The sequence below is a fragment of the Cupriavidus metallidurans CH34 genome (genome assembly GCF_000196015.1).
In the GTDB taxonomy this organism is placed as follows: domain Bacteria; phylum Pseudomonadota; class Gammaproteobacteria; order Burkholderiales; family Burkholderiaceae; genus Cupriavidus; species Cupriavidus metallidurans.
Genome location: NC_007974.2, coordinates 1,458,695 through 1,485,197, shown reverse-complemented (window position 1 = coordinate 1,485,197; position 26,503 = coordinate 1,458,695). Strand labels below are relative to the sequence as shown.

At 63.8% G+C, this 26,503-nt stretch carries 21 protein-coding genes; 6 read left to right on the top strand and 15 right to left on the bottom strand.

Translation table 11 applies throughout. From position 1 onward, the window contains the following. Positions 1-38: 38 nt before the first annotated feature. Together RMET_RS24790 and RMET_RS24785 are read right to left on the bottom strand one after the other, a co-directional pair. Entirely contained in the window at positions 39-1,412 is a 1,374-nt protein-coding gene (locus RMET_RS24790) for an ATP-binding protein (protein WP_011519255.1), read from the bottom strand. After that, positions 1,409-2,116, bottom strand: coding sequence for a response regulator (locus RMET_RS24785; protein WP_011519254.1), 708 nt, complete (start codon positions 2,114-2,116; stop codon positions 1,409-1,411). Before RMET_RS24785 ends, RMET_RS24790 begins: the two co-directional genes overlap by 4 nt. A 238-nt stretch (positions 2,117-2,354) precedes the next feature. Between RMET_RS24785 and RMET_RS24780 the strand changes: the two genes are divergently transcribed. The 3 genes from RMET_RS24780 to mdtD all read left to right on the top strand — a co-directional run bounded on the left by RMET_RS24780 (position 2,355) and on the right by mdtD (position 6,832). Continuing rightward, positions 2,355-4,082, top strand: a complete 1,728-nt coding sequence (locus RMET_RS24780) for a glycosyltransferase family 39 protein (protein ID WP_011519253.1) — start codon at positions 2,355-2,357, stop codon at positions 4,080-4,082. A 68-nt stretch (positions 4,083-4,150) separates the two neighbouring features. After that, entirely contained in the window at positions 4,151-5,209 is a 1,059-nt protein-coding gene (locus RMET_RS24775; RefSeq protein WP_011519252.1) for a bifunctional UDP-4-keto-pentose/UDP-xylose synthase, read from the top strand. A 168-nt stretch (positions 5,210-5,377) separates the two neighbouring features. Next, a complete protein-coding gene (gene mdtD / locus RMET_RS24770) occupies positions 5,378-6,832 on the top strand; it encodes a multidrug transporter subunit MdtD (RefSeq protein ID WP_011519251.1) in 1,455 nt (484 codons plus the stop codon). A 62-nt stretch (positions 6,833-6,894) separates the two neighbouring features. Here mdtD and RMET_RS24765 read toward each other — a convergent pair whose 3' ends face one another. Genes RMET_RS24765 through RMET_RS24755 form a run of 3 tightly spaced genes read right to left on the bottom strand, consistent with a single transcriptional unit; the run spans position 6,895 to position 9,483 of the window. Then, positions 6,895-7,863: a threo-3-hydroxy-L-aspartate ammonia-lyase gene (locus RMET_RS24765; protein WP_011519250.1), complete on the bottom strand. Its 969-nt coding sequence runs from the start codon at positions 7,861-7,863 to the stop codon at positions 6,895-6,897. A gap of 23 nt (positions 7,864-7,886) precedes the next feature. Then, entirely contained in the window at positions 7,887-8,867 is a 981-nt protein-coding gene (locus tag RMET_RS24760; protein WP_011519249.1) for an ornithine cyclodeaminase family protein, read from the bottom strand. Continuing rightward, positions 8,857-9,483 carry a helix-turn-helix transcriptional regulator gene (locus RMET_RS24755; RefSeq protein ID WP_011519248.1) on the bottom strand — a complete coding sequence of 209 codons (627 nt, stop codon included), beginning with the start codon at positions 9,481-9,483 and terminating at the stop codon, positions 8,857-8,859. The genes RMET_RS24760 and RMET_RS24755 overlap by 11 nt, the downstream gene beginning before the upstream one ends. Before the next feature lie 543 nt (positions 9,484-10,026). Between RMET_RS24755 and RMET_RS24750 the strand changes: the two genes are divergently transcribed. Further along, complete coding sequence (locus RMET_RS24750) at positions 10,027-12,231, top strand: OsmC domain/YcaO domain-containing protein (protein ID WP_011519247.1); 2,205 nt, start codon at positions 10,027-10,029, stop codon at positions 12,229-12,231. 200 nt (positions 12,232-12,431) lie between these two features. Here RMET_RS24750 and RMET_RS24745 read toward each other — a convergent pair whose 3' ends face one another. The 6 genes from RMET_RS24745 to RMET_RS24720 form a co-directional block, all read right to left on the bottom strand. Continuing rightward, the gene (locus RMET_RS24745; RefSeq protein ID WP_011519246.1) at positions 12,432-15,179 is read right to left on the bottom strand and encodes a nitrate reductase; all 2,748 of its coding nucleotides are present in this window, start codon (positions 15,177-15,179) and stop codon (positions 12,432-12,434) included. A gap of 18 nt (positions 15,180-15,197) precedes the next feature. Next, positions 15,198-16,439 carry an NAD(P)/FAD-dependent oxidoreductase gene (locus RMET_RS24740; RefSeq protein WP_011519245.1) on the bottom strand — a complete coding sequence of 414 codons (1,242 nt, stop codon included), beginning with the start codon at positions 16,437-16,439 and terminating at the stop codon, positions 15,198-15,200. A 53-nt stretch (positions 16,440-16,492) separates the two neighbouring features. After that, the gene (gene nirD / locus RMET_RS24735; RefSeq protein WP_011519244.1) at positions 16,493-16,894 is read right to left on the bottom strand and encodes a nitrite reductase small subunit NirD; all 402 of its coding nucleotides are present in this window, start codon (positions 16,892-16,894) and stop codon (positions 16,493-16,495) included. 25 nt (positions 16,895-16,919) lie between these two features. Further along, positions 16,920-19,481, bottom strand: coding sequence for a nitrite reductase large subunit NirB (gene nirB, locus RMET_RS24730; RefSeq protein ID WP_011519243.1), 2,562 nt, complete (start codon positions 19,479-19,481; stop codon positions 16,920-16,922). A 37-nt stretch (positions 19,482-19,518) separates the two neighbouring features. Continuing rightward, a complete protein-coding gene (locus RMET_RS24725) occupies positions 19,519-20,832 on the bottom strand; it encodes an MFS transporter (protein WP_011519242.1) in 1,314 nt (437 codons plus the stop codon). Positions 20,833-21,144: 312 nt separating this feature from the next. Then, entirely contained in the window at positions 21,145-21,615 is a 471-nt protein-coding gene (locus RMET_RS24720; RefSeq protein WP_029310155.1) for a winged helix-turn-helix transcriptional regulator, read from the bottom strand. Between the two features lie 88 nt (positions 21,616-21,703). Here RMET_RS24720 and RMET_RS24715 point away from each other — a divergent pair, with 88 nt between their 5' ends. After that, the gene (locus RMET_RS24715; protein WP_011519240.1) at positions 21,704-22,309 is read left to right on the top strand and encodes a GNAT family N-acetyltransferase; all 606 of its coding nucleotides are present in this window, start codon (positions 21,704-21,706) and stop codon (positions 22,307-22,309) included. Here the strand turns inward: RMET_RS24715 and RMET_RS24710 are convergent. Beyond that, on the bottom strand, positions 22,306-23,172 hold the full coding sequence (locus tag RMET_RS24710; protein ID WP_011519239.1) for an EamA family transporter: 867 nt from the start codon (positions 23,170-23,172) through the stop codon (positions 22,306-22,308). The two genes, RMET_RS24715 and RMET_RS24710, sit on opposite strands and share 4 nt — an antisense overlap. 179 nt (positions 23,173-23,351) lie before the next feature. On the opposite strand from RMET_RS24710, the gene RMET_RS24705 reads away from it, so the two are divergent. After that, positions 23,352-24,071: an SDR family NAD(P)-dependent oxidoreductase gene (locus RMET_RS24705; protein ID WP_011519238.1), complete on the top strand. Its 720-nt coding sequence runs from the start codon at positions 23,352-23,354 to the stop codon at positions 24,069-24,071. A 305-nt stretch (positions 24,072-24,376) separates the two neighbouring features. On the opposite strand, the gene RMET_RS24700 is transcribed toward RMET_RS24705, so the two are convergent. The 3 genes from RMET_RS24700 to RMET_RS24690 form a co-directional block, all read right to left on the bottom strand. Continuing rightward, complete coding sequence (locus RMET_RS24700; RefSeq protein WP_049799808.1) at positions 24,377-24,679, bottom strand: PIN domain-containing protein; 303 nt, start codon at positions 24,677-24,679, stop codon at positions 24,377-24,379. Beyond that, positions 24,676-24,867: a hypothetical protein gene (locus tag RMET_RS24695; RefSeq protein WP_029306367.1), complete on the bottom strand. Its 192-nt coding sequence runs from the start codon at positions 24,865-24,867 to the stop codon at positions 24,676-24,678. The genes RMET_RS24700 and RMET_RS24695 overlap by 4 nt, the downstream gene beginning before the upstream one ends. A gap of 120 nt (positions 24,868-24,987) precedes the next feature. Then, complete coding sequence (locus RMET_RS24690) at positions 24,988-26,448, bottom strand: MFS transporter (protein WP_409365168.1); 1,461 nt, start codon at positions 26,446-26,448, stop codon at positions 24,988-24,990. Positions 26,449-26,503: the final 55 nt, after the last annotated feature.

Here is a 26,503-nt window from a genome sequence, read left to right as displayed (position 1 = left end):
GGTTCTGACGATTTCCCGTCATTGTGGGCCAATGCCGATCAATACATGCCATTGAGGCGGATGGCAGCCACCAGTCCACTGCCGTCGCCGGCCTGACGGTTGGCGAACTCCAGCGCGAGCCCATGAAGCACGGCCACACGGCGCGCGATCGAAATCCCGAGTCCGTTACCTTGCTCCTGCTGGCCTGCGGCGCGGAAGAAGCGGTCGCCGAGCCGCCGCAGCAGTTCCGGTGCTACGCCCGGGCCACGATCGGACACGGTAATCCGGTCAGGTTCGAACGCCAGCGTCACCACCGTGCCAGCCGGACTATAGCGGATGGCGTTGTCCATCAGATTACGAAGCATCGTGCCGAGCAGTGTTGGGTCGCCGTTGACAGGTAGCGGTTGCTGGCCTGCCGGAGGCCACAGCACTTCCATGTCGACGTTGCGCCGTTCGGATAGCAGCAGGCAATCCGACAGCACCTGCCGCGACACCTCCCGCCAGTCCACCGGGCCACGCGTGGGCGGCGCCTCTTCGTCCTCGAGCCTGCTCATCGTCAACAGTTGCGAGACCAGCCGGCTCATACCGTCGATGCCGGCCTCGACGTTGGCGGCGGCGCGGGAGCGCTCGGTCGGATCGTCGGAGCGGCGTGCGACTTCCCACTGGGCCTTCAGGGCCGCCAGCGGCGTGCGCAGTTCGTGCGCGGCATCGGCGGTCAGGCGGCGTTCATGTTCGAGCAGCGCCGTGGCGCGGCTCAGCAGCTTGTTCATTTCCGTCACCAGCGGCACGAGTTCGCGCGGCACCTCATGCAGTGTCAGCGGGGTAGGATCGCCCGGCACGCGCGCGGCAATGGCCTGCGACAGCGTCAGCACGGGATGCAGGGCGCGGCTCACGCCCCAGAGCAGCAGCGTGGTCAGCAGCGGCAGACCAAAGACCCAAGGCAATACCTGCGCCTGCAGATACGCGACGATCAGTTCGCCACGCTCGGCCTTGACCTGACCGACGCATACGCGCCAGCCTTGTGCCGGGTCGTTCAGGTAGTAGAGCCGCCAGGGCACGCCGTCGATCTTGCGCTCGGTGAACCCCTGGACGTCGGGCAGCCGGGGCAGGTGATCTCCGTCCGGGTCGATGTGCAGGGGCTCCCCGTCGGGGCGCCATGCGGCGATCGCCAGATCACCAAGCCCGGCCGACCCCTCGTCGACCAGATCGGCATCTCCGGGGATCGGCCCGTTCGCCGCCGGCGGCGCCGGCGAGGTTTGCGTATGCACGCGCGGCAGCAGGGCCTGCATCTGCTGGGCCATGCGGACCATCGCGGTGTCATAGAGCTCGTTGATTTCTTCCTGGGCGCTCAGGTAGATCAATGCGCTGGTCAGTACCCATGCAAACGTCACGGCGGCCAGGACGGCCAGGATCAGCCGCCGCCGCAGCGTCATGCGCGATCCCCGCCCTCGGGTTCCGAGGTGCCGATCTCGATCGCCTCGAGCGTGCCCAGGGTGTAGCCGGCGCCGCGCAGCGTGCGCACGATGCCGGGATGGAGCTTCTTGCGCAGGTGATGGATGTGGACTTCCAGCGTGTTGCTTTCGGAGCCTTTGTCCCAGTCATAGAGCTTGTCGCGCAGGAATTCGCGCGTCAGCACACGGTTGGGGTAGGTCAGCAACAGTTCCAGCAGCATGGATTCCCGGCTGGTCAGGTCCACGGCCTTGCCGTGCCAGAGCGCCAGGCGCGCAGCGGGCTGGTACTCGAGTGGGCCATGACGCCAGACGGGCTCGGGCATCCCGGCCGCGCGGCGGGTGACTGCGCGAAGCCGGGCGGCCAGCTCGTCCAGTTCCACTGGCTTGACCAGGTAGTCATCGGCGCCGGCGTCTAGCCCGGAGATCCGGCTGGCCACGGCATCGCGCGCGGTCAGCACCACGACTGGCATCTGCCGGCCCTGCTGGCGCCAACGGCCAAGCAACGCCACGCCATCGTCGTCTGGCAGACCAAGGTCCAGCACTACGGCGTCGTAGTGCATCATGCCAATGGCACGGTCGGCTTCGGCGGCGGTGCCAAACCAGTCCACGGCATGACCTATCAGTTTCAGGCCGCGCTGGAGCCCGTCGCCGAGCATCGGGTCGTCTTCAACAATCAGGATTCGCATCTTATAGTGACTGAAACGGCTGTTTGAGATATTGGCATTAATCGCGCCGTAAGGTCCATATCAGCCGGTGGAAAGCGTAGCATCGCAGGCTGTGTGTCGCATTATTAATCTGACGTTAACGTTTCTCTCATAATCTGCGCGCTATTTTTAGCCGGTGTCATCGCGAGCGCCGGCTTTTCTGGGCATGGCGTCGCGCCAGAGATTTCCCTGATAGCCCACCTACCCATCCCTCCCTTTCATGCCGCAACCCACCTCTCAGCAACGCGCGTCCGTCGCATCCTCGCAGTCGACCCAAGGGGCGGTCGGCTGGTCGGCCGCCACAGGCTGGGTCGTGCTGTTTGTCGCCGTGGCCCTGGTGGTCTGGTTCGTCTCGCTGGACATGCGCCATCTGGTCGGGCCCGACGAAGGGCGCTATGCGGAGATTTCGCGCGAGATGTTCGCCTCGGGTGACTGGGTGACGATTCGTTATAACGCGCTGAAGTATTTCGAGAAGCCGCCATTCCATATGTGGGTAACGGTGGTGGGCTACGAACTCTTCGGGCTGGGCGAGTGGCAGGCACGGCTGGCCGTGGCGCTGTCCGGGTTGCTCGGCATCGGCGTGTCGATGATGGCCGCGCGTCGCTGGTTTGGCGCGCGTGCCGCGGCCTTCACCGGCCTTGCCCTGCTGGCCGCGCCGATGTGGAGCGTGGCGGCCCATTTCAATACGCTCGACATGACCCTGGCGGGCGTGATGTCCTGCGTGCTGGCCTTCATGCTGATGGGCCAGCATCCGGACGCCTCCGTGGCGGCGCGGCGCGGCTGGATGGTCGCCTGCTGGGCCGCGATGGGCGTGGCCATCCTGACCAAGGGGCTGGTGGGCATCGCGCTCCCGGGGCTGGTGCTGGTGGTCTATACGCTGGTGACGCGGGATTGGGGCCTCTGGCGCCGCCTGCATCTGGCGCTGGGCGTCGTGGTGATGCTCGTGATCACGGTACCGTGGTTCTATCTGGTATCGGTCCGTAACCCCGAATTTCCGAACTTCTTCTTCATTCACGAGCACTGGCAGCGCTACACGTCGAATATCCACTCGCGGTCGGGCTCGGTTTTCTACTTCCTGCCGCTGGTCATCGGCGGGTTCCTGCCGTGGGCGGGCATCTTCCCGAAGCTGTGGACCGCCATGCGCGCGCCGGTCGAAGGCACGCAGGCACGCTTCCGTCCGGCGCTGATGGCCGGCATCTGGGCCATCGCGATCTTCGTGTTCTTCAGCATTTCCCGCTCGAAGCTGCCAGGTTATATCGTGCCGGTGATCCCCGCACTGGGCATTCTCGCCGGGGTGGCGCTCGATCGCCTGAGCCCGCGTAGCTGGGGCAAGCAACTCATCGGCATGGCCATCGTGGCGGCTTGCGGGCTGCTGGCCAGTCCCGTGGTGGCCACACTCAATGCCAACCACATTCCCAATTCGTTCTACCGCGCCTACGCAGTCTGGGTGGCCGTGGCCTTTGTCGTGATGCTGCTGGGCATCGCGGTGGCCCGCCTGCTGCTGCGCCGTGGCGTGCTGCCCAGCGTGGCGGTCTACGCGATGGGCATGTACCTGGGCTTCACCGTGGCGCTGCTTGGCCACGAGACGGTCGGCCGCCCGGCGTCGGGCGCCGATATCGCGCCGCAGATCGCGCAGAAGCTGACGCCGGAGATGCCGCTCTACGGCGTGCAGATGCTCGACCATACGTTGCCGTTCTACCTGCGTCATCCGCTGATGATGGTGGGGCAAGCCGACGAACTGACGTTTGGCGCGACGGTGGAGCCGCAGCGCGTGGTGCCCGATGTCGACAGTTTCACCAAGCTCTGGAAGAACGGCCAGCCGGCCATGGCCGTGATGTCCCCGGACACCTATCTGGCGCTCGCGCCGACCTTGTCGATGTACGTGGTGGCGCGTGACTGGCGTCGCGTGGTGGTGGCGAACGTGGCATCGCTTGCCGGGCCCCAGTAAAACCTGCTCCGAATAACTCCCCGGCTGGCTTCAGGTCGGTCACTATCAATTTGGTTTCATATATATCCATGCAGCAGAAGCGAGTCCTGATTCTTGGCATCAACGGCTTCATCGGCCACCACCTGACGCGCCGCATCCTGGAAACGACGCAATGGGAGGTCTACGGCATGGATATGTCGTCGGACCGCCTGGGCGATCTGGTGAACCACCCGCGCATGCACTTCTTCGAGGGTGACATCACCATCAACAAGGAGTGGATCGAGTACAACATCCGCAAGTGCGATGTGGTGCTGCCGCTGGTGGCCATCGCCACGCCGGCCACGTACGTGCGCGAGCCGCTGCGCGTGTTCGAACTGGACTTCGAGGCCAACCTGCCGATCGTGCGCGCCGCGGTGAAGTACGGCAAGCATCTGGTGTTCCCGTCGACCTCGGAGGTGTACGGCATGTGCGCCGACGAAGAGTTCGACCCGGAAGCCTCGCCGCTGATCTACGGCCCGATCAACAAGCCGCGCTGGATCTACGCCTGCTCCAAGCAGCTGATGGACCGCGTGATCCACGCCTACGGGATGCAGGAAGGGCTGAACTACACGCTGTTCCGTCCGTTCAACTGGATCGGCGCGGGGCTGGACTCGATTTTCGAATCGAAGGAAGGTTCGTCGCGGGTGGTCACGCAGTTCCTGGGCCATATCGTGCGTGGCGAGCCGATCAAGCTGGTGGACGGTGGCGCGCAGCAGCGTGCGTTCGCCGATATTTCGGACGGCATCTCGGCGCTGATGCGCATCATCGAGAACAAGGACGGCGTGGCCAACGGCAAGATCTTCAACATCGGTAACCCGGGCAACATCCACTCGGTGCGTGAGCTGGCGGAGATGATGCTGAAGATGGCGGCCGAGTATCCGGAGTACGCCGAGGAAGCGCGCAAGACGAAGATCGTGGAGACGTCGTCGGGCGACTTCTACGGCAAGGGCTATCAGGACGTGCAGCACCGCGTGCCGAAGATCGACAACACGATCGGGGAACTGGGCTGGAAGCCGGAGGTGTCGATGGAGCAGGCGCTGCGCCGGATCTTCGAGGCGTATCGCGACAAGGTGGTCGAGGCACGCACGCTGGTCGACGCCAGCAACTGAGCGTCGCCCCGGACGGGGTGCGGCAGGCCATCAAAGAGGCTGCCGGGCCCCGGTTTTCGGGATGCCGGCGCGCACCCGCACGGCTTGTGGACTTGCCAGCGCGGCCGTGCGAGCCTATGGTTGCGGTTCGTCCCGTGCGCAGTAGGGCGCACGCACCGCCTCCAGCCCATGTCCACAGCCACGCCTGCCGACCACCCGTCCACGATGCCCATCGACCGCCGCCTGCGCTTCATGCTGTGGGTGGTGGCGGTGGGCTTCTTCATGCAGACGCTCGACTCGACGATCGTCAACACCGCCTTGCCGTCGATGGCGCACAGCCTTGGCGAGAGCCCGTTGCGGATGCAATCGGTGATCATCGCCTACTCGCTGACCATGGCGGTCATCATTCCTGCTTCGGGCTGGCTGGCGGACAAATTCGGCACAAGAACCATCTTCCAGATCGCGATCGTGTTGTTCGTGGCCGGATCCCTGCTTTGCGCCGCGGCGCCTTCGCTGCCGTTCCTGACCGCGGCCCGCGTGGTGCAGGGGGCGGGCGGGGCGATGCTGCTGCCCGTGGGGCGACTCTCCGTACTGCGTACGTTTCCGCGCGAGCAGTATCTGCAGGCGCTGAGTTTCGTGGCCATCCCAGGCATGATCGGTCCGCTCATCGGCCCGACGCTGGGCGGTTGGATTACCCAGACCTTCTCCTGGCACTGGATCTTCCTGATCAACGTGCCGGTCGGCCTGCTGGGCGTGCTGGCCACCATCCGCTATATGCCGAACTCGCGCTTGCCCGGCATCGGCACGTTCGATGCGGTTGGCTATGCGTTCCTGGCAATTGCCATGGTGACGTTGTCGTTCTCGCTCGACGGACTCGCGGAGATGGGCTTTCAGCACGCCACGGTGCTGATGCTGCTGATCGCCAGCATGGCCGCGCTCAGCGCGTACGTGCTCCACGCCAACAAGCGCAAGCAGCCGCTGTTCCCGCTGAGGCTGTTCCGCATTCATTCGTTCAGCGTGGGCCTGCTTGGCAACCTGTTCGCGCGTATCGGCAATGGCGCCATGCCGTTCCTGATTCCACTGACCCTGCAGGTCAGCCTCGGCTATTCCCCGTTCGATGCCGGCCTGATGATGCTGCCTGTCACGGCCGCCGGCATGGCGTCGAAGCGCCTGGCCACGTGGCTGATCGAACGGCACGGCTATCGCCGCGTGCTGGTGACGAACACATTCGTGGTCGGACTGGTCATGGCGTCGTTCGCGCTGATCACGCCGACGCGCCCATTGGCGCTCATCGTGGTGCTACTGGCGATTTTTGGCGCGGTTAATTCGATCCAGTTCACCGCGATGAATACCGTGACGCTCAAGGATCTGAGTGGTACCCGGGCGAGCAGCGGCAACAGCATGTTGTCGATGGTGCAGATGTTGTCGATGAGTCTGGCGGTGACATCCGCCGGCGCATTGCTGGCGACGTTCCAGGAGGGCATCGGCGAGCATCACCTGGACGTCCTGCCTGCGTTTCACGCGACGTTCGTCTGCGTCGGGCTCATTACGTCGGCATCGGCGTGGATCTTCATGCAGCTTTCGCCCGAGAAGGCGGAGCGGCACAAGGCCAGGGAAGACGTGAAGCAGGGTGGGGAGGTTTGAAGCAGGCCGGGGATGCGATTCCCGGCCCGAGTGCCTGACGTTCGGTTTGATGCGCGGAAGGATCAGGCTGACAGCAGCGAGCAGAATCGCTCCAGGTCGACGTTGCCGCCGCTGATCACTACGCCCACGCGCTTGCCCTTGAGCGCGTCCTTCATCTGCATGACCGCCGCCAGGCCCAGGCAGCCGGTCGGCTCGACAATCATCTTCATCCGTTCGGCGTAGAAGCGCATGGCCTCGACCAGTTGCGCGTCTGTTGCGGTCAGGATATCAGTCACGTCACGCTTGATGATGCTGAACGTGTACTGACCCAGGTGCTGCGTCTGAGCGCCATCGGCAATGGTCTGCGGGGTGTCGATATGGACGATCGAACCACTGCGGAACGATTGCTGGCCGTCGTTGCCCGCCTCGGGCTCCACGCCGTAGATCTGGCACTGTGGCGCCAGCGCGCGCGTGGTCAATGCGGTGCCGGAGAGCAGTCCGCCGCCGCCCAGCGGGGTGAAGATGGCGTCGAGCGCGCCCACTTCCTCGAACAGTTCCTTGGCGGCGGTGCCCTGGCCCGTCAGCACATCCGGATGGTCATACGGCGGGATCAGCGTCATGCCGTGCTTTTCGGCCAGATCGCGGCCGATGGCTTCACGGTCTTCCTTGTAGCGGTCATAGCTCACCACGGTCGCGCCATACCCCCGCGTCGCCGCTACCTTCAAGGCCGGAGCGTCGTGGGGCATCACGATCGTGGCGGGCATGTTCAGCAGCTTCGCGGACAGCGCGATGCCCTGCGCGTGATTGCCGGACGAGAACGCGACCACGCCGCCACGGCGTTGCTCGGCGGTGAACTTCGCCAGCGCGTTGAACGCGCCTCGGAACTTGAAGGCGCCCATGCGCTGGAAGTTCTCGCACTTGAAGAAGACTTCCGCGCCGAGCATTTCGTTGAGCGTGCGCGACGTGTTGACCGGCGTGCGGTTGGCAAAGCCTTCGATCCGTTTGGCGGCGGCTTCGACGTCGGCGTAGGTGGGCAGTTGCAGGGTCGTCATGATGGGCAGGGAGAGGAGAGTTGTTACCAGGGCCAGGCCAGGCGTGTGCCGGTGCCGTCGGCCCGCGCGCGTTGGTCCAGGAAGCGGGCGACCGTCAGGTCCTGCAGGGCCAGTCCGGTCATGTCGAATACGGTGATATCGGCGGGCTCGCGCGTGATCGTGGCCTTGCCGGTCAGCAGGTCGCCAATCTCGATGCATGGGAGATCGGGGGCCCATTGGCATTCGCCGATGCGGCGCGCCTGTTCGCTGTCGTCCACGACGATGCGCGCGCGTTCCAGCACGCCCGCAGGCAGTTCGCGCTTGCCGGTGGTATCGGCGCCGACACAGGTCAGGTGCGTGCCCGGCCGCACGGCCTGGGCGTCGAACAAGGGGCCGCCGCCCGGGGTGGCGGTGATTACCACGTCGCTGTTGGCCACGGCGTCATCGCGGTCCGTCGCCAGTTGGATGTCACACCGGTCCTGGAAGGCTGCTTCAAACGCCGCGTGGCGCTGGCCACTGCTCGAAACATAGCGCACCGTTTGCAAGGTGGGCATCAGGAGCAAGGCAAATTCGAGCTGAATGCGGGCCTGGACGCCGGTGCCAAAGACGCAGACGCGCGTGCTGTCGGGCCGGGCCAGTTGTTGCAGGCCGATGCCGCCGGCGGCGCCGGTACGTGCCGTGGTGATGGCGTTGCCGTCAACGATGCAGAGGGGCCGCCCCGTGGCGGGGTCGATCAGGACGATCGTGGCCTGGTGGGTGTCTCCGCCCAACTGGCGGTTGCCAGGCCAGAACCCGGCAGCCTTGAAGCCAAGCAGGTTCTGGCTGCCCACGTCGCCGGCCTTGATGCCGAACACCCCGCCTGTCGCCAGCTTTTCCCGCACCACAGGGAAGACGCGTCCCTCACGCTGGCTGTGCAGCACGAATGCCTCGCGCACGGCGGCCAGCACGTCGTCGGGCAGCAGCGCCGCTTCCACGGCGTGCTTGTCGAGCAGAAGCAGCTCTGCGGATCGTTGATTAGCGGACATAGCTGTAGACGGCTGCGCGCGACACGCCCAGATGGGCCGCGACGGTTTCCATGGCGCGTCGAACATCGAGCAGCCCCGATGCCTTCAACTCACCCAGCAGCGCGCGCCGCTCCTCGGTTTTCAAGGCGCGCGGCGTGGTGGCCAGCCGCGCGGCGAAGGCGTCGATGCGGTCGCGCAGCGCGTCGGTGCCTGCAGGATCGAGCGTTTCCTTCGGACCGTCCGTGGCGGTCTGGACGAACTGGCCCATGGCCATCTGCAGGCTGCGGAATAGCGTCAGGTCGACATTCATGCACAGCGCGGCAATGTAGTTGCCGCTGGCGTCCTTGATGCCGATCGACGTGCTTTTTGCCTGACGACCGTCCGCGAACTGGTTCGCGTAGTTGGCCAGAACCTGCGGGTAGTCGGGATCGGTGATGCGTGCCTGACCAAGCTCGGTGGTCGGATCGCCAACGGCGCGGCCGGACAGGTTGTTGTGGATGGCCAGGATCGACTGCTCGGGCTCCAGCAGGTCATGAACCACGACCTCGCAGAACGGCGCAAGCGTCTGGCCGAGGCCATCGGCAATCTGCTTGATCTGGTCGAGCAGGACACGCTGCTCGGCGGTGCGTTTGACCATGTCAGGCGGTCTCGGTGTATGAAGCCATGATTCTGGACAGTTTGTATAGAAATGGAATAAATGTCAAGAAATGGGCGAAAAAGAAGGTTCATCGCCGATTTCCGGGAAAGGCTGAAGATCCGACGGCTGAGGCCGGCCAGAAGGCGACGCTACTAAACAGGCCGTCGGATGTCCCTTCCGGTCGTTAGAGGCCATTCGCGCGCACGGATGTGGGGCGATGGCAAAGAGTTTCGGCAGTCCCGCCATGGGCGCTTTCGTTGTGGACTGTGTGGCCCTGCAGCATGGCATCCAGGGCAGAGCCGGGTGTTTGCCCAGGAACAGGGATCGACGACGCGTGGGCGCGCCGCAGAACCACGGGAGCTCGACGGGCCGAGACCGGCCATGAAGGGACATTCGCCTTTGTGGCGAAAATCCTGGCAATCGCGATTCGAACATGCCGGGCGATAACGCTTGCAGAAAGCTTGGCCATATTACAATACGCACCAGCGCGGCATCGAAAATAGCGACCGCATCACATTTTTGGCATCGTTTTTGGAATTCCTCATGGAAATTAAGGTCGACTTTCTCGATAAGCTGCGTCTTGAAGCTAAGTTCGATGATTTCACGGTAATAGCTGACCAGCCTATCCGTTATAAAGGCGATGGTTCCGCACCTGGTCCGTTCGATTATTTTCTCGCCTCGTCGGCTTTGTGTGCGGCCTACTTTGTCAAAGTGTACTGTGTGGCCCGCAATATTCCCACCGATAATATCCGCCTGTCGCAGAATAATATTGTTGATCCGGAAAACAGATATCAGCAGATTTTCAAGATCCAGGTCGAATTGCCAGCAGATATTTCTGCCAAGGACCGCCAGGGTATCTTGCGATCCATCGATCGCTGCACGGTAAAAAAGGTGGTGCAAACCGGACCCGAGTTTGTGATCGAAGAGGTGGAGAACCTGGACGCCGATGCTCAATCGTTGCTGACGTTGAAGCCGGCGTCTGGCGCCAGCACCTATATTTCAGGCAAGGATCTCCCATTGGAGCAAACTATCGCCAATATGTCAGGCATTTTGGCGGGCCTGGGGATGAAGATTGAAATCGCGTCATGGCGCAATATCGTTCCCAATGTCTGGTCGCTACATATCCGTGACGCGCACTCGTCAATGTGTTTCACCAACGGCAAGGGAGCAACCAAGGAAAGCGCATTGGCGTCGGCGTTGGGTGAATTTATCGAACGCCTGAATTGCAACCATTTTTATGCCGGTACATTCTGGGGCGAAGATCTCGCCAATGCGGCGTTTGTACACTACCCGAACGAGCGCTGGTTCAAGCCGGGACGCAAAGATGCGCTACCCGTTGAAATTCTCGATGAATACTGCCTGCCTATATACAATCCCGATGGCGAGTTACGCGGCTCGCATCTGTACGAGACCAACTCGGGGAATGTGCAGCGTGGTATCTGTTCGCTGCCCTTCGTACGCCAGTCAGACGGCGAAGTGGTGTATTTCCCCTCCAATCTGGTCGAAAATCTTTACGCCAGCAATGGCATGAGTGCAGGCAATACACTGGCCGAAGCACAGGTGCAATGCTTGTCGGAGATTTTCGAGCGGGCGGTAAAGCGCGAGATTCTGGAGGGCGAAATGGCACTGCCTGATGTGCCCCAGGAAGTGCTGGCGAAATATCCTGGCATTATGGCTGGCATTCAGGTGCTGGAAGAGCAAGGTTTTCCGATATTGGTGAAGGATGCATCGTTGGGTGGAATCTATCCGGTGATGTGCGTCACCTTGATGAACCCACGCACTGGCGGTGTCTTTGCTTCGTTCGGTGCGCACCCAAGCTTCGAGGTGGCGCTGGAACGGAGTTTGACGGAATTGCTGCAGGGTCGTAGTTTTGAAGGCCTGAACGATCTACCACGGCCCAGCTTTGTCAGTAATGCCGTGACTGAGCCAAACAATTTTGTCGAGCACTTCATTGACTCCAGCGGCGTGGTGTCGTGGCGCTTTTTCAGCGCCAAATCGGATTTCGATTTTGTCGAGTGGGATTTTTCTGGCCAGGGCAAGAATTCCAATACCGAGGAAGCAGCAACCTTGCTCAGCATCCTGGAAGGCATGGGCAAGGAAGTGTATATGGCGGTGTATGACCAGCTCGGCTCCGTTGCTTGCCGGATATTGGTTCCTGGCTATTCGGAAGTTTATCCTGTCGAGGATCTGATCTGGGATAACACAAACAAGGCACTGTCGTTCCGCGCAGACATTTTGAACTTGCATCGCCTGGACGACGAAAGCCTGGAGGCCCTGCTTGAGCGCCTGGATAACAGTGAGCTCGATGAATACGCCGACATCGCCACGCTGATCGGCATAGAGTTTGACGAGAATACCGATTGGGGCCAGCTGACAGTGTTGGAGTTGAAGCTGCTCATTCATCTCGCGTTGCAGCAATTTGAGGCGGCGCACGAACTGGTGGGCGCCTTCTTGCAATACAACGACAACACGCTCGAGCGCGGACTGTTTTACCAAGCCTTGGATGTGGTGCTGGAGGTGCTGTTGGATGACGACCTTGACCTGGAAGACTACAAGGTCAACTTCCGTCGGATGTATGGCAATGCGCGGATGGACGCGGTGCTCGGTTCAGTTGACGGCAGCGTGCGTTTCTTTGGTTTGACGCCAACCAGCATGAAATTGGAGGGGCTCGACAGGCACCACCGCCTGATTGACAGCTACAAGAAATTGCACGCCGCGCGGGCAAATGCAGCGGCTGCAGCCAGTTAAGGCCGAGGATGAAGACGGCGGTGAGGGCCTCCAGCGGGAAGCGCTCACCGTCAGTTCCGCTGTCGAGAAAGCTGAAAGGCCGCTCAGGGTCGTTCTGCGACTGTCAGTCAACCCGCAAATCGGCGATGAACCAAAAGAACGGACGAAAGAAAGGCGCGGAGGACACATGGCCCGCCGCGCCTTTGTCGTCTGCGTATCTGTTAAGCCGCTTCCACCACCCGGATTTCCACCAGCAGCTTGCGCAACTCCGGCACGCAGGAGCCGCAATTGCCGCCGGCCTTCACGCAAGCCGTGATCTCCGCTGGTGTCTTGAGGTCGTGTTGGCGCACCGCGTCGCAGATCGTGTTGCGGCCCACGCCGAAGCACGAGCAGACCGTGGGGCCCGCATCGGCTGTCTTTTCGAGTGGCTGGCCCAGTAGCAGGCCGATGCGATCGCTGTCTTCCAGGCGTGCCTGGCCGAAAAGCTGAGATAGCCAGGCGCGCGACGGCAGGTCGGGGCGGGTCGAGAGATAGACGCAAGCCTCAAGCCGGTCATCGACGATATAGCCAGCGTGATAGACGCCCGCGGCGCGATCCTCGAATTCGAGCCAATCCGCGTCGGGCGCCTGCGCTCCCAGTCGCTCACGTGCCCACGCGGCACGATCCGTGATGACATCGCGGCCCGCGAACTCGTGGCGATGGAAATGCTTGCCCTGGATGCGGGTCCACCAGGTCAGCGCGTCAGCGGGAAGCACCTTGCGGCTCAGCACGAAGCCGTGCCACGACACGCGGAATTCCTCCACTCGCACGGGCGTGTGCTTGAACTCGGGCTCGCCTGACACTGGATCGACGGCCGGATTGACCACCGCGCCAACGCGCGCGTCGGAGCTGAACTGGTCGTTCCAGTGGATTGGCACGAAGACGCTGCCGCGCGGAATGCCCCCGCCAAAACGGACTCGGCCGATCATCATGCCCCAACGGCTGGTCACGCGTGCGAGCTTGCCTTCGCCCACACCACAGAGCAGTGCGTCCTGCGGATGCATGTCGACAAATGGCTCGGGCAGGTGGTCCGACAGGCGGGCGGCTTTGCCCGTCCGGGTCATTGTGTGCCATTGATCGCGCACGCGACCGGTGTTCAGGATCAGCGGGAACTCATCGTCGGTGGCATGGACGGGCGCGCGCGCCGCCGTGGCGACGAAGCGTGCCCGGCCATCGGCGAAGGCAAAGCGGGCATTCTCGAACAGGCGTTGCTTGCCTGACGAAGCCATGACGGGCAGCGGCCATTGCACGGGCAACATGGCGTCGTACGCGGCCTGGTCCATGCCGGCGAGGCCGCCGATGTCGAACATGCGCGGTGCGTGCGCCGCATCGTCGCCGCTATCGTCACCATTGCGCCAGGCGCTGAGACGCGCGTGCTCGTCGAAGATTTCATGCTGGCCGGCGTAGTCGAAGCCGGCGAATCCCATGCGGCGCGCCACGTCGCAGAGGATGTCCCAGTCCGCGCGGGCTTCGCCGGGAGCGGGCAGGAACGCACGCTGGCGCGAGATGCGGCGCTCGGAGTTGGTGACCGTGCCGTCTTTCTCGCCCCAGCCCAGCGCGGGCAGCAGGATATGCGCGGCGTCGTTGGTGTCCGTGCGGGTGACGATGTCCGACGTCACCACGAGTTCGCAGCGGGCCAGCGCGCGCCGGGCCTGATCGGCATCCGGCAGGCTGACCACCGGATTGGTGGCGATCACCCACACGGCCTTGACCTTGCCTTGTTCGATGGCCTGGAACAGGTCCACCGCCTTCAGGCCGGGTTTGTCCGCCATGGCTGGCGAGTGCCAGAAGTCCTGCACGATGTCGCGATGGCGCGGGTCGCCCAGTTCCATGTGAGCCGCGAGCATATTCGCCAGTCCGCCGACTTCGCGTCCGCCCATGGCGTTGGGCTGGCCCGTGAGCGAGAAGGGCCCCATGCCGGGACGGCCGATCCGGCCGGTCAGCAGGTGGCAATTGATGATGCTGTTGACCTTGTCCGTGCCGGCCGACGATTGGTTCACGCCCATCGAGAACGCGGTGACGACCTTCGTCGTGGCGGCGAACAGTTCGTAGAACGCCTGCACATCCTGCGGAGCAAGCTTGCACGCGCGTGCCACGGCGGCGATATCGGCACCGTCGGCGTCGGCCACGGCCAGCGCATCGTTAAGGCCAGCGGTATGGTCCGCCACGAAGACGTCATCGCCATGACCGTGACGCGCGAGGTAGCTCAACAACCCATTGAACAGCCGCACATCGGTACCGGCGCGCAGCGGCAGGTGCAGGTCCGCCAGTTCGCAGGTGGCGGTTCGACGCGGGTCGATCGCGACGATTTTCATCTCGGGGCGCGCTTCCTTGGCGCGGGTCAGGCGCTGGAACAGGATCGGGTGGCACCACGCGGTATTGGAGCCCACCAGGATTACGAGATCGGCCAGTTCGAGGTCCTCGTAGCTGCACGGGACAAGGTCCTCGCCAAACGCGCGTTTGTGGCCAGCGACCGCCGACGACATGCACAGGCGCGAGTTGGTGTCGATGTTCGCCGTGCCGATGAAGCCCTTCATCAGCTTGTTGGCGACGTAGTAGTCCTCGGTCAGAAGCTGGCCCGACACGTAGAGCGCAACGGCGTCGGGGCCGTGCCTGGCGATGATCTCCGTGAAGCCACGGGCGACCTTGTCGAGGGCTTCGTCCCAGTCCACGCGGCGCAGCGAGCCATCGGCATCGCGCACTTGCGGATGCAGCAGCCGCCCGTTCAGGTCGAGCGTTTCGCCCAGCGCAGAGCCCTTGACGCAGAGCCGCCCGGCGTTGGAAGCATGATCGGCATCGCCGGCAATGTCGACCAGACCATCGGCACGCACGGTGGCGCGCACGCCGCAGCCTACGCCGCAGTAGGGGCAGGTCGTGGAGATTGTCTTGGTGGGGGTGGTGGCGACCACCGCGATATCTGACAGGTTCACGTCGATGTCCCGGAAAAACTACGCCGCAAGGGCTTCGCATTGCGCCTTGCCGAACAGCAGGCGCTGACGCAATGCGGCCACCGGCTGGCCGGTCTGGATCAGGTCGAAGTACCACGGGCCGTCCTGGACGTCGCCATAGAGCACGGCACCGACGAGCCGGCCACCTTGCAGCACCAGACGTTTGTAGACGCCTCGGCGCGGATCGCGCAGCACGAGGTCTTCGCTGTTGTCGCCGCCGATGAAGTCGCCGGCCGAATACAGGTCCACGCCCGTGACCTTGAGCTTGGTAGCCGTGGCTTGCTGGACATAGCGGCGGTGGCCGGCACCTGCCAGGTGGGCGGCGCACACCCGTGCCTGATCCCAGATCGGCGCCACCAGCCCGAACGTGGCCTGGCGGTGCTGCACGCATTCGCCCACGGCGTAGATGCGCGGGTCGAAGGTCTGCAGCGTGTCGTCAACGACGATCGCGCGCTCGCAGCGCAGCCCCGCGCTGGCGGCCAGTTCGATGTTCGGGCGCACCCCGGCGGTCATCACCACAAGGTCCGCCGGGATCTGGGTGCCGTCTTTGAACAGCACGCCCGTGACCCGCTCGCTGCCGAGCACGGCGGCGGTCTGCGCGCTGAGCAGGAACCGCAGACCCTTGCGTTCCAGCGCTGCCTTGAGCAGTTCGGCGGCAGGTTTGTCGAGCTGGCGCTCCATCAGGCTATCGGCCAGGTGCACCACGGTGACGTCCATGCCCTGACGCATCAGCCCGTTGGCCGCTTCGAGGCCAAGCAGGCCGCCGCCGATCACCACCGCATGGCGATGATTGCGAGCGGCGTGGAGCATTGTTTCCACGTCCTGGATATCGCGGAACGCGATCACGCCGTCGAGCGTGTGGCCGGGGACGGGGATGATGAACGGCTTGGAGCCGGTGGCCAGCAGCAGGCGGTCATAGCGGACTTCCTTGCCGGACGCGGAACGCACCAGCCGGCGCGGCCGGTCGATTGCAACGACCGGATCGCCGGCCAGCAACTCGATGCCATGCTGGCCATACCAGGCTCGGGTGTTCAGCATGATGTCGTCGACGGTCTTTTCGCCGGCGAGCACCGGGGACAGCAGAATGCGGTTGTAGTTGCCGTGCGGCTCGGCGCCGAACACTGTGATGTCATACAGGTCCGGCGCCAGCTTCAGCAGTTCCTCGACCGTGCGCATTCCGGCCATGCCATTGCCGACGACGACCAGTCGCGGCTTGGCGTGGGACGAGACGGGGGGCGTCATGAGCGTCTTCCTGATTCTGGCTGTTGGCGTGGGCGAGGGGTGTCGATCGAAGGTCAGGCGGCCAGTTCTTCCTCGGCCTCCGCCTCTGCCTCCACCTCGCGGGCCGTGGCTGCGGTGGCCACCCAGACCTTGCCGTCGTAGACCCGCGCGGTATAAGCATCCACCGAGTGCTCGGGCGCTTCGAGGCATTCGCCGGTGCGCAGATCGAAGTGGTGCTTGTAGATCGGCGACGCCACCACGGTGCGCGGGCCAAGGTTGCCGACCAGACCACGCGACAGCACGTTTGCCTGCGCGTTCGGGTCGAAGTTGGCCAGCGCGTAGACCTCCTCGCCGCGGCCGATGCGGAAGACGGCGACCTGCTTTCTGTCGACCAGGGCGCAGACACCAGTATTGGGCACGATATCGCGCAAGGTGCAAATCGCGGTCCAGGTCTCTGGGTGGTGGGCTTGGCTCATCACGTTCTCCTTGAAATCGGGGGCTTCACGCTGCTTTTGCGGGCACGGCAACCACGGGGATGTGGCTCAGGCGGGAACGTTGCAAGTTTCGTTCCTCCTGCGTGGCGGGGCGAACCTGGCCACGCTCCTCCAGGAACATGAGGTTGTCGTCGCGCAGGTCGCTGTTGACGAAGTGGCGGAAGCGCTTGCGCGTCTCGGGGTCGGTGACGGCGCGCTTCCACTCGTCTTCGTACGTATCCACCACGTGCTGCATCTCGGCTTCGAGTTCGGCGCCGATGCCGAGCTTGTCGTCGATGATCACGGACTTCAGGTAATCCAGGCCGCCTTCGAGGTTGTCGCGCCACGTGCTGGTGCGTTGCAGGCGGTCCGCTGTGCGCACGTAGAACATCAGGAAGCGGTCGACGTAACGGATCAGCGTTTCGCGGTCCAGATCGCCCGCCAGCAGTTCGGCATGGCGTGGCTTCATGCCGCCGTTGCCGCACACGTAGAGGTTCCAGCCGCGCTCCGTGGCGATGATGCCAACGTCCTTGCCTTGCGCCTCGGCGCATTCGCGCGTGCAGCCCGAGACGCCGAACTTGATCTTGTGCGGCGCGCGCAGGCCCTTGTAGCGGTTCTCGATGTCGATGGCCAGGCCGACGGAGTCGTCCACGCCATAGCGGCACCACGTGGAGCCCACGCACGATTTCACCGTGCGCAACGATTTGCCGTAGGCATGGCCCGATTCGAAGCCGGCCGCGATCAGTTCTTCCCAGATCAGCGGCAGTTCCTCCAGCCGCGCGCCGAACATGTCGACCCGCGCGCCGCCAGTGATCTTGGTGTAGAGACCGTACTTCTTTGCGATCTGCCCGACCGCGATCAGGCCATCGGGCGTGACTTCGCCGCCGGGCATGCGCGGGACCACCGAGTAGGTGCCGTCTTTCTGGATGTTGGCCAGGAAGTAATCGTTCGAATCCTGCAGGCTGGCATGTTCTTCCTTGAGCACGAATTCGTTCCAGCACGACGCCAGGATGCTGCCGACGGTCGGCTTGCAGATGTCGCAACCCAGCCCGGAGCCGTGCGCGGCCAGCAGGTCGTCGAAGGACTTGAACTTGCCGACGCGCACCAGGTGGTACAGCTCCTGACGCGAGTACGGAAAGTGCTCGCAGACATGGTTGTTCACGGCCATGCCTTGCTTTTTCATTTCCGCCTTCATGATCTGCGTGACCAGCGGCACGCAGCCACCGCACGCGGTGCCGGCCTTGGTGCACGATTTCAGCGCGCCGATGGTGGTGGCGCCATCGCACACGGCGCCGCAGATCTCGCCCTTGCTGACGTTGTTGCACGAGCAGATCTGGGCGGTATCCGGCAGCGCGTCGGCGCCGAGCGCAGGCCGGGCCTTTCCATCGGAGGCAGGAAGGATCAGGAACTCCGGAGATTCCGGCAGTTCGATCCGGTTCAGCATCATCTGCAGCAGCGTGCCGTACTCGGCGGCATCGCCAACCAGCACGCCGCCGAGCAGGAACTTCCCGCACTCGGATACCACCAGCTTCTTGTAGATCTGCTTGCGTTCGTCGGTGAACTGGTATGAGCGGCTACCCGGTTCGTTGCCGTGCGGGTCGCCGATGCTGGCCACGTCCACGCCCATCAGCTTGAGCTTGGTGCTCATGTCGGCGCCAGCGAACTCCGAGGCTTCGCCGCGCAGATGCCGGGCGGCTACGCGGGCCATGTCGTAGCCCGGGGCCACCAGGCCATAGATCTTGCCGTCCCACAGCGCGCACTCGCCGATGGCGTAGACGTGCGGGTCCGAGGTCAGGCAGTTGTTGTCGATCACGATGCCGCCGCGCACGCCGATCGTCAGGCCGCTGGCGCGTGCCAGCTCGTCGCGCGGGCGGATGCCGGCCGAGAACACGATCATGTCAGTGTCCAGGTGCGTGCCATCGGCGAAGTTCATGCGATGCGTGCCTTCGGTGCCATCGACGATCTCCAGCGTGTTCTTGCCGGTGTGCGCCGTCACGCCCAGTTCCTCGATCTTCTGGCGCAGCATCCGGCCACCGCCGTCATCGACCTGCACCGCCATCAGGCGCGGGGCGAACTCCACAACGTGGGTCTGCAGACCCATGTCGCGCAGCGCCTTGGCGCACTCCAGGCCAAGCAGGCCGCCGCCGATCACCACGCCCGACGTCGCGCGCTGGCCGCATTCGAGCATCGCCTCGAGGTCCTCGATCGTGCGGTAGACGAAAGTGTCCTTGCGATCCTTGCCGGGCAGCGGAGGTACAAACGGATAGGAGCCGGTGGCGAGCACGAGCTTGTCGTAGCCGAGCGTCTCGCCGGTGGCGGTGGTGACCGTCTTCGCGGCTGTGTCGATGGCCGTGGCCTTCGCGTTCAGGCGCAGCAGCATGTTGTTGTGCTGGGCGAAGAAGCCTTCAGGCACCAGCGACAGATCCTCGGCGGACTTGCCGGCGAAGAACTCGGACAGGTGGACGCGATCGTAGGCGGGGCGGGGCTCCTCGCAAAGCACCGTCACATCGAGGTCCTTCGCGCCGGCGTCCGCGAGGCATTCCAGGAACTTGTGGCCGACCATGCCATGCCCGACGATGATGATCTTCATGATGCTTTCCTTGTCCGAAGGGAATGTCTTGTGGAATTCAGTTGGCGAGCGCGCTGTCGTAGAGCGCCTGCTCCTGGGCCTTGTGCTCGGCACTGAAGCGCACCGCAATCGCGCACAGGGCGGCCAGCGTGGCGGCCACGCCGAGCCACGTCAGGGTCTGCTGCAGGTCGCCGAGGCCCTTCATCAGGAAGCCCGCCGCCACTGCGCCCACATTGCCGCCGGCGCCGATGATGCCGGCAACGCCGCCAAGTGCCTTGCGATCGATGAACGGCACCAGCGCGTACGTCGCACCGCAGGCCATGTGCGTGAACAGCCCGAAAACCAGCATCGCTGCTACCGCAGTGGTGGCCGTGGAGGCGTGAGCGAAACCGAGCAGGCCCAGACCCTCGCCGAGGATGAAGACGAACAGGATCAGGGAGCGGGCGTCGAGGCCGCGACGCATGGCCAGCTTGTCCGATACGTAGCCGCCCAGCGCGCGGGCAAACAGGGCCAGCAGACCGAAGCTCGCGGCGGCCATGCCGGCGGCCGAAAGCGACAGGCCGAAGCGATCGACATAGAACGTGGCGGCCACGTTGTGAATGAAGATTTCCACGCCGAAGCAGGCGCCGTACGTGATGAACAGCATCCAGACGCGGTAGTTGGCGCTGGCGGCGCGGAAGCTGGCCCAGCCGCCACCGCCCTTGCCACCGCTGACGGCGATGCCACGGGCACGCAGTTCGGAGAAGTTGCCTTCGGGGCAGTCCTGCGTGAAGCGCCAGTAGACGACGGCCATGACCAGCATCAGGATGCCAGGCACCAGCAGCGCCACGCGCCAGCCCATCGTGTGATCGACGCCGAGAAACAGGATCGTGGCCAGCAGCAGCGGCATCAGACCTTGCGCGGCGCCGCCACCAGCGTTGCCCCAGCCAGCGGACGCCGCATTGGCGGTGCCCACCACGTTCGGTGCGAACATTACCGACGTGTGGTACTGGGTGATCACGAAGCTGGCGCCAACCGCGCCGATCAGCAGGCGAAAGAACAGGAAGGTCTCGTAGTTCTGGGCGAAGGCCACGCCGAGCACGGGCAGGGCGCCAATCGCCAGCAGGCCGGTGTAGGTCTTGCGCGGGCCAAAGCGGTCGCACAGCGGGCCGATCACCAGTCGCACCAGGATGGTCACGGCGACGGCGGCGATATTGATATTGGCGATCTGGTTCGGTGTCAGGCCGAATTCGCCCTTGAGCACCGGCATGAGCGGCGCGCAGGCAAACCACGCAAAGAAACAGACGAAAAAGGCCATCCAGGTCAGGTGGAAGGCGCGCATCTGCGGCGTCTTGAAACTCAGCAGATCGATCCGGGTGGCTTTGCCGTTCATCCTTTTGCTCCAAAACCAAAAGGCGTCCCGAGAGTCCGACCCGATGGGCCAGTTCTGGGGACGCCGTTGTCCTGCCGGCGGCTCTCAAAAGGAGCTGCGGCTGTGTGGGGTGGGCGGATCGCCGTTGACCGGCCCGCGCTTAGTAACGCAAGCGTCGTGCCAGCGTGCGCGAATGCCGATTCGGAGGCTTATCGGGGCGTGGCCCGATCATCGAGTGGAAGGGCGTGCACATTGACGCGACATGGTGCAGCGCCAGTATTGGGCGTCCGCACGGCAATGGTGCGGTGCAATGTGTGCAAGCGGTGCGTTTGCTTAGGCGGCCGTGTCGGTGGAGGCGGGGACGGCCAGCAGTTGCATGTCCGAGGGTGAGACAGTCTCCCCAGCCTCGTCGATCAATGCGGCACGCACCTTGAGTCCGGAGAGTTTGGAGCGGACTTCGGCCGGGCCGCTACCGTCGTCTGCCATATGGGCATCGCCCCATTGCATCAGTCCGACCAGGACGGGAAGCAGATCGACCGCCGCGCGCGTTGGATGGTAGGCGAAGCGCTCCCGCTCTCCAGGCTCCTTGTAGCTGACCTTGCGCAGCAATCCTGCCTCGGTCAGCGTCTTGAGCCGTGCCGACAGTACGGCCGGCGAGCATTGCAGGCGCTCGAGGAAGTCATCGAAGCGGCGTACTCCGGAGAACACATCGCGCAAGATAAGAATCGTCCACTTCTCGCCAATCAACGAGAGCGTGGCGGCAATCGAGCAGTTCGTGAGGTCGACGGGCGGTGGCGTGGTCATGCTTTGAGCATAGCAGCCTAACTTCATTTGCAAAAGTTAGGGTTTCGACTATAGTCCTGACTATACAAAACGTAGTCAGGAGCGGACCATGAGCCGTGTCGAAGACGACAACCAGGTGGCGACACCGATCAGTGAAGAAAACTGGACCGGCCGCAGCGGCGTTCGGTTGACGCTTCGGGCCGCGCGCGGGGCAGATCAGGCCGGGTTGCGGATGTTTGTCGACAGCTTGTCACGCGAAAGCCGCTACTTCCGCTTCCTGACTGGTGGGCGGGTGACTGACGAGATCGTTCAAGGCTTCGTGAGCCATCGGAAGGCGCGGGATGTGGCGCTCGTGGTGACGTACCGCGAGGCGGATGGTGCCGAAACCATCGTCGCCAATGCCGAATATGTGGTGAACGAGGAGGATGTTGCCGAACTGGCCGTTGTGGTCGCCGATGCGTGGCAGGGCCAGGGTCTGGGTCGCCGGCTGATACAGCGGCTGCAGCAACTGGCCGGATCGGGGCAACTGCGTGGAATGCGGGGCGACGTTCTCAGCGAGAACCGCCGGATGCTGGCGATCATGCGGGATTGCGGATTTTCCGCACGCCGCAACCCCGAGGACAGCTTCCTGCATGAGGTCAGCCTGACCCTGGCAGAGGCGCGGGCGTCAGCGCGGGAACACCGGATGCCGCGCGACTGGTTCGCCGCCCATTAACGCTTGCTTTTCGACGTAGCCGTACAACCAATCGACGCGACGATGATCGCGGCAATCGCTACCCACTGAATCGGCGTCAGTTGTTCGTTCAGGAATGCCAGGCCCGCCAGGGCGCCCATGGCTGGCTCCAGACTCAACAAGATGCCGAACGTGCGCCGGGGGAGCCGCTTGAGGGCTACCATTTCCAGCGAATACGGGATCGCGCTGGAAAGAATGCCGACCGCCAAGCCGGAAAGCAGAAGAGCCGGGCTGAACATCTCCAGTCCGGCGTGGCCCAGTCCGAATGGCAAGGCGACCAATGCCGCCATGGTCATCCCCAGGGACGTGGCCTGGCCGCCATGGGCGTTGCCCGCCATCTGGCCGAACACGATATACAGCGCCCAGCCCACACCTGCGGCGAGGGCGAAGCCAATGCCTACGGGGTCGAGGTGCGTGGCGGCTTCGCCAAGCGGCAGCAGCAGAATCAGTCCGGTGACCGCGCAGCCAATCCACAGAAAGTCGATCGCGCGGCGTGACGAAAGCACGGCAACCGCCAGCGGACCGGTGAATTCGATGGCGATCGCCAGCCCGAGCGGGATCGTCCGCAACGACATGTAGAACAGCAGGTTGGTCCCGCCCAGCGCGGCGCCATAAAGGGCGATGGCGCGGGCATTCTTGCCGGAGAGCGGAAAACGCCAGGGGCGCCAGACGCAGATCAGGATTACCGCCGCAAAGCTCACTCGCAGCGCGGTGGTGCCCTGTGCGCCGATCGACGCAAACAGGCTTTTGGCAAATGATGTGCCGATGCAGAGCGACGCCATCGAGCCGATCAGGGCCAGCACAGCCAGCAGGCTGTCGCTTTGTTTTATGCGCGAGAGAGGCAATTCTTGTCCAGGGAATCAGTCCCCAATTGGGGCGGTGCGGCATCATGCCTGAGCGCTACGTCGGGTGCCATACACAGATGACGGTTGCACGCGCTGTACAGTTTCTCTTGCGACGTAGTATTTTTGCGAGACGGGCGGCAGAGGGCTATCGTTTAAGAACCCTCACCCTGGAGCGTTTCATGGACTCGACCGCTGCCCGTCGTCATGTCGTCATCACCGGAGCCGCCGGCGCGCTAGGCCGTGCAGTGGCCAGCCGCTTTGCCGCCGAGGGTGCCAGATTGGCGCTGATCGACCGGGACCTGCAGCACTTGCAAAGCGTATTCGCTCATCCCGAGCCCGATCACGGCGGCACGCTGCTTCACGCGGCCGATGTCACGTCGGACACCGCGATGGCACCGGTTGCGGCGGCAATCCTCGACGCCTTCGGTACGGTAGACGTACTGGTGCATGTGGCCGGCGGCTTTGAAATGGGCGAGGCCACTCACGCCATGAGCCGGGAATCGTGGATGCGGATGATGGACCTGAATGCGTGGTCGTTCGTTGCGGTCACCAGCCACTTCATTCCCGCCATGCTGTTCCAGAGGCACGGCAAAGTCGTTGCGGTGTCGGCGCGTGGTGCCATGGCCGGCGCGGCGACGATGGCGGCCTATGCGGCATCCAAGAGCGCGCTGCAACGGCTCGTGGAAAGCCTGTCGCATGAGGTAAGGGGTGCAGGCATCAACGTGAACAGCGTCGCCCCGAGTATCCTCGATACCCCGGCCAATCGTCAGGCCATGCCCTCGGTCGACCATACGCGCTGGGTATCGACCGGCGCCGCGGCACGGGCGGTGGCGTTCCTGGCCTCTGATGCGGCAGAAGCGGTTCATGGGCAGCATATGGTGCTGGATGGGTTGAGTTGATCTGGGTCTCGGACGATTTCACTGGGAATAGGGCAGTTAGAAGCCGTTTCAAAAAGATCCTGGCGTCGTTGCGGGGCCTTGCCTTACTACTTGTGCTGTCTGCTGCCCCCGCCTAGCCAGAACCGCTTCGCTTCATTTTGAAACTGCTTCTTAGCCAAAGGCATCGCTCTCAGTGATCGAACAGGATAGAGCAGTTCGGACTTCCCTTTATCTTGCTGATAGCAACACGAACCCTTGATCTCGGGCGGCCACCTTGTCAAAGGTCAGAGTGACGCTGCAGCCGAATTCGTTGCCCGCACGTTCAATCAGGCAGTCGGCAAATCGCACGAAACCTTCGCGAACCGGTGCGCCGCGCGTTGCACGATGTCATGTGCCTCTATCAGCAGAGCTGGCCAACCGAGGAGGGATTCGACCACGCGCTGGATCTCCCGGCGCGTGGCGTGGTAAGAGCGAGCCAGTACCCAGGCGAGTTCCGTAATCGCAATCAGCGAAACAAAGCCCGGGTGTTCTGGCGTCAGTTGACGGAGTAGCGCATGTGCCAGCTGTCCTTCAGCACTAGTTTCCTGAGCGATGAATCGAACCAGCACATTCGTGTCGAGTCCGATCATCGAGCAGATGTTCCGGCTTCCGCGATGATCTCGTTCATACGCTCAATGGTCAGTGGAACATTGGTCGGATTGATAAACCAACCGGCCATGTCAAAGATGTCCTTGACGTTGTCGAGCAAGCTTTCGTCGCGCTCAATGACCGGTCCTGGGGTTGCAGTTTCAAGTATGTTCTGGCCGGAATATCTCATTGCGTAGCTCCAGTAATCCCCATGCCCAATTGCATGGCTTCCCAGTCTGGAGCCTGCGAAATCTGCGCGATATGGGACGGTTCTCAAAATGCCCGCCCACGCCATGCTCTGTCGCCACGCTCACTCGTCATCGGTCCCCAATGGCGGCGCGACTTCCTCCAGCGGCTTTCGCTCGGCATCCACCCCGTACTTCAGGGCCATCGCCCCCGCCACGATGACCAGGGTTGCGCCGATGGCGTAGCCTACCGCCACGGCGCCTCGGCTACCTGTTTCGATCAACGCCCCGAACAGCACGGGTGCGATGAACCCACCGACGCCCGTGCCCACCGCGTAGAACACGGAGATTGCCAGCGCCCGCATTTCGAGCGGGAAGACTTCGCTGGCGGTCAGGTAGGCCGAACTGGCCGCGGCTGAGGCAAGGAAGAACACTGCGGACCAGCACAGCGCTTGCGATCTGGCGTCGAGCCAGCCGGACATGAATGCCCATCCGGTGGCGGCCAGCCCGATGCCGGAGAGCACATAGGTCAGCGCAATCATCTTGCGGCGGCCGATGCGATCGAACAGCGGGCCGAGCAACAAGGGCCCCAAGGCGTTGCCGATTGCGAACGGAAAGATATAGAGCGCGACGCGTTCCTCCGGCACGCCCAGGAAGCGTGTCAGCACCAGGGCGTAAGTAAAGAAGATCGCATTGTAGAAGAAGGCCTGCGCCACCATCAGGGCGAAGGTGACGGCGCTGCGTGTCCGGTAGCGACGGACCAGCAACCGCACGACGTCGCGCAGGGGAGGCACGGGTTTGCCCCCGTAGTAGACCAGCACCGCGTCATGGACCGGGGGCAGCGGACCGTGCCGTCGGGTGATCGCAGCCTCGATACCTGCGATCACCTGCTCGGCCTCGGCATGGCGGCCGTGCGTGGCCAGCCAGCGCGGGCTTTCCGGCACATGGCGCCGGATCAACACGATCGCCACTGCCAGCAGCGCGCCCAGCGCGAAGCATGCGCGCCAGCCCCATACGGGGCCCAGCACCCGTGGATCCAGAAGAAGCAGACTCAGGCCGGCACCGAGTGCCGCACCCAGCCAGAAACTGCCGTTGATCGCCAGATTGACCCTGCCGCGCACGCGGGCAGGAATCAGTTCGTCGATCGCCGAATTTATGGCTGCGTACTCGCCGCCGATGCCAAGCCCGGTCACGAAGCGGCAGGCCGCGAAGAACGCGAAGTTGGGGGAGAACGCGGTTGCCAGCGTCGCCGCCATGTAGACGAACAGCGTGGCCAGGAACAGCTTCTTGCGGCCGAGCCTGTCAGCCATGCGGCCGAAGGCAAGCGCGCCGATCACGGCGCCGAGCACGTAAAGCGAACCGGACCAGCCGACCTGCGTGGCATTGAGCGCAAGTGTGTCCGGCCGCTCGAGCACCGCGCCGACCGAGCCGACCAGCGTGACTTCGAGGCCGTCCAGCACCCAGGCGATGCCTAGCGCGATCGCGACGCGCCAGTGCCAGGCGGACCATGGCAGGCGATCGAGGCGTGCGGGAATGTCGGATTGCCGGCCGGGGATGGAGGGCTCCTTTCCGGGTGTGTTTTGCACACTATAGTGCTTTGCGTGCTGATCCTCTTCCTGCCGGGCAGGTTCCCGCGGGCGG

Coding starts and splice junctions, on each gene's coding strand:
- nirD (WP_011519244.1), bottom strand. CDS start 16,894: ATGAGCCAAGCCCACCACCCAGAGACCTGGACCGCGATTTGCACCTTG.
- RMET_RS24785 (WP_011519254.1), bottom strand. CDS start 2,116: ATGCGAATCCTGATTGTTGAAGACGACCCGATGCTCGGCGACGGGCTC.
- nirB (WP_011519243.1), bottom strand. CDS start 19,481: ATGAAGATCATCATCGTCGGGCATGGCATGGTCGGCCACAAGTTCCTG.
- RMET_RS24725 (WP_011519242.1), bottom strand. CDS start 20,832: ATGAACGGCAAAGCCACCCGGATCGATCTGCTGAGTTTCAAGACGCCG.
- RMET_RS24780 (WP_011519253.1), top strand. CDS start 2,355: ATGCCGCAACCCACCTCTCAGCAACGCGCGTCCGTCGCATCCTCGCAG.
- RMET_RS24700 (WP_049799808.1), bottom strand. CDS start 24,679: ATGATCGGACTCGACACGAATGTGCTGGTTCGATTCATCGCTCAGGAA.
- RMET_RS24790 (WP_011519255.1), bottom strand. CDS start 1,412: ATGACGCTGCGGCGGCGGCTGATCCTGGCCGTCCTGGCCGCCGTGACG.
- RMET_RS24760 (WP_011519249.1), bottom strand. CDS start 8,867: ATGTCCGCTAATCAACGATCCGCAGAGCTGCTTCTGCTCGACAAGCAC.
- RMET_RS24755 (WP_011519248.1), bottom strand. CDS start 9,483: ATGGTCAAACGCACCGCCGAGCAGCGTGTCCTGCTCGACCAGATCAAG.
- RMET_RS24705 (WP_011519238.1), top strand. CDS start 23,352: ATGGACTCGACCGCTGCCCGTCGTCATGTCGTCATCACCGGAGCCGCC.
- RMET_RS24740 (WP_011519245.1), bottom strand. CDS start 16,439: ATGACGCCCCCCGTCTCGTCCCACGCCAAGCCGCGACTGGTCGTCGTC.
- RMET_RS24765 (WP_011519250.1), bottom strand. CDS start 7,863: ATGACGACCCTGCAACTGCCCACCTACGCCGACGTCGAAGCCGCCGCC.
- RMET_RS24775 (WP_011519252.1), top strand. CDS start 4,151: ATGCAGCAGAAGCGAGTCCTGATTCTTGGCATCAACGGCTTCATCGGC.
- RMET_RS24750 (WP_011519247.1), top strand. CDS start 10,027: ATGGAAATTAAGGTCGACTTTCTCGATAAGCTGCGTCTTGAAGCTAAG.
- mdtD (WP_011519251.1), top strand. CDS start 5,378: ATGTCCACAGCCACGCCTGCCGACCACCCGTCCACGATGCCCATCGAC.
- RMET_RS24715 (WP_011519240.1), top strand. CDS start 21,704: ATGAGCCGTGTCGAAGACGACAACCAGGTGGCGACACCGATCAGTGAA.
- RMET_RS24720 (WP_029310155.1), bottom strand. CDS start 21,615: ATGACCACGCCACCGCCCGTCGACCTCACGAACTGCTCGATTGCCGCC.
- RMET_RS24695 (WP_029306367.1), bottom strand. CDS start 24,867: ATGAGATATTCCGGCCAGAACATACTTGAAACTGCAACCCCAGGACCG.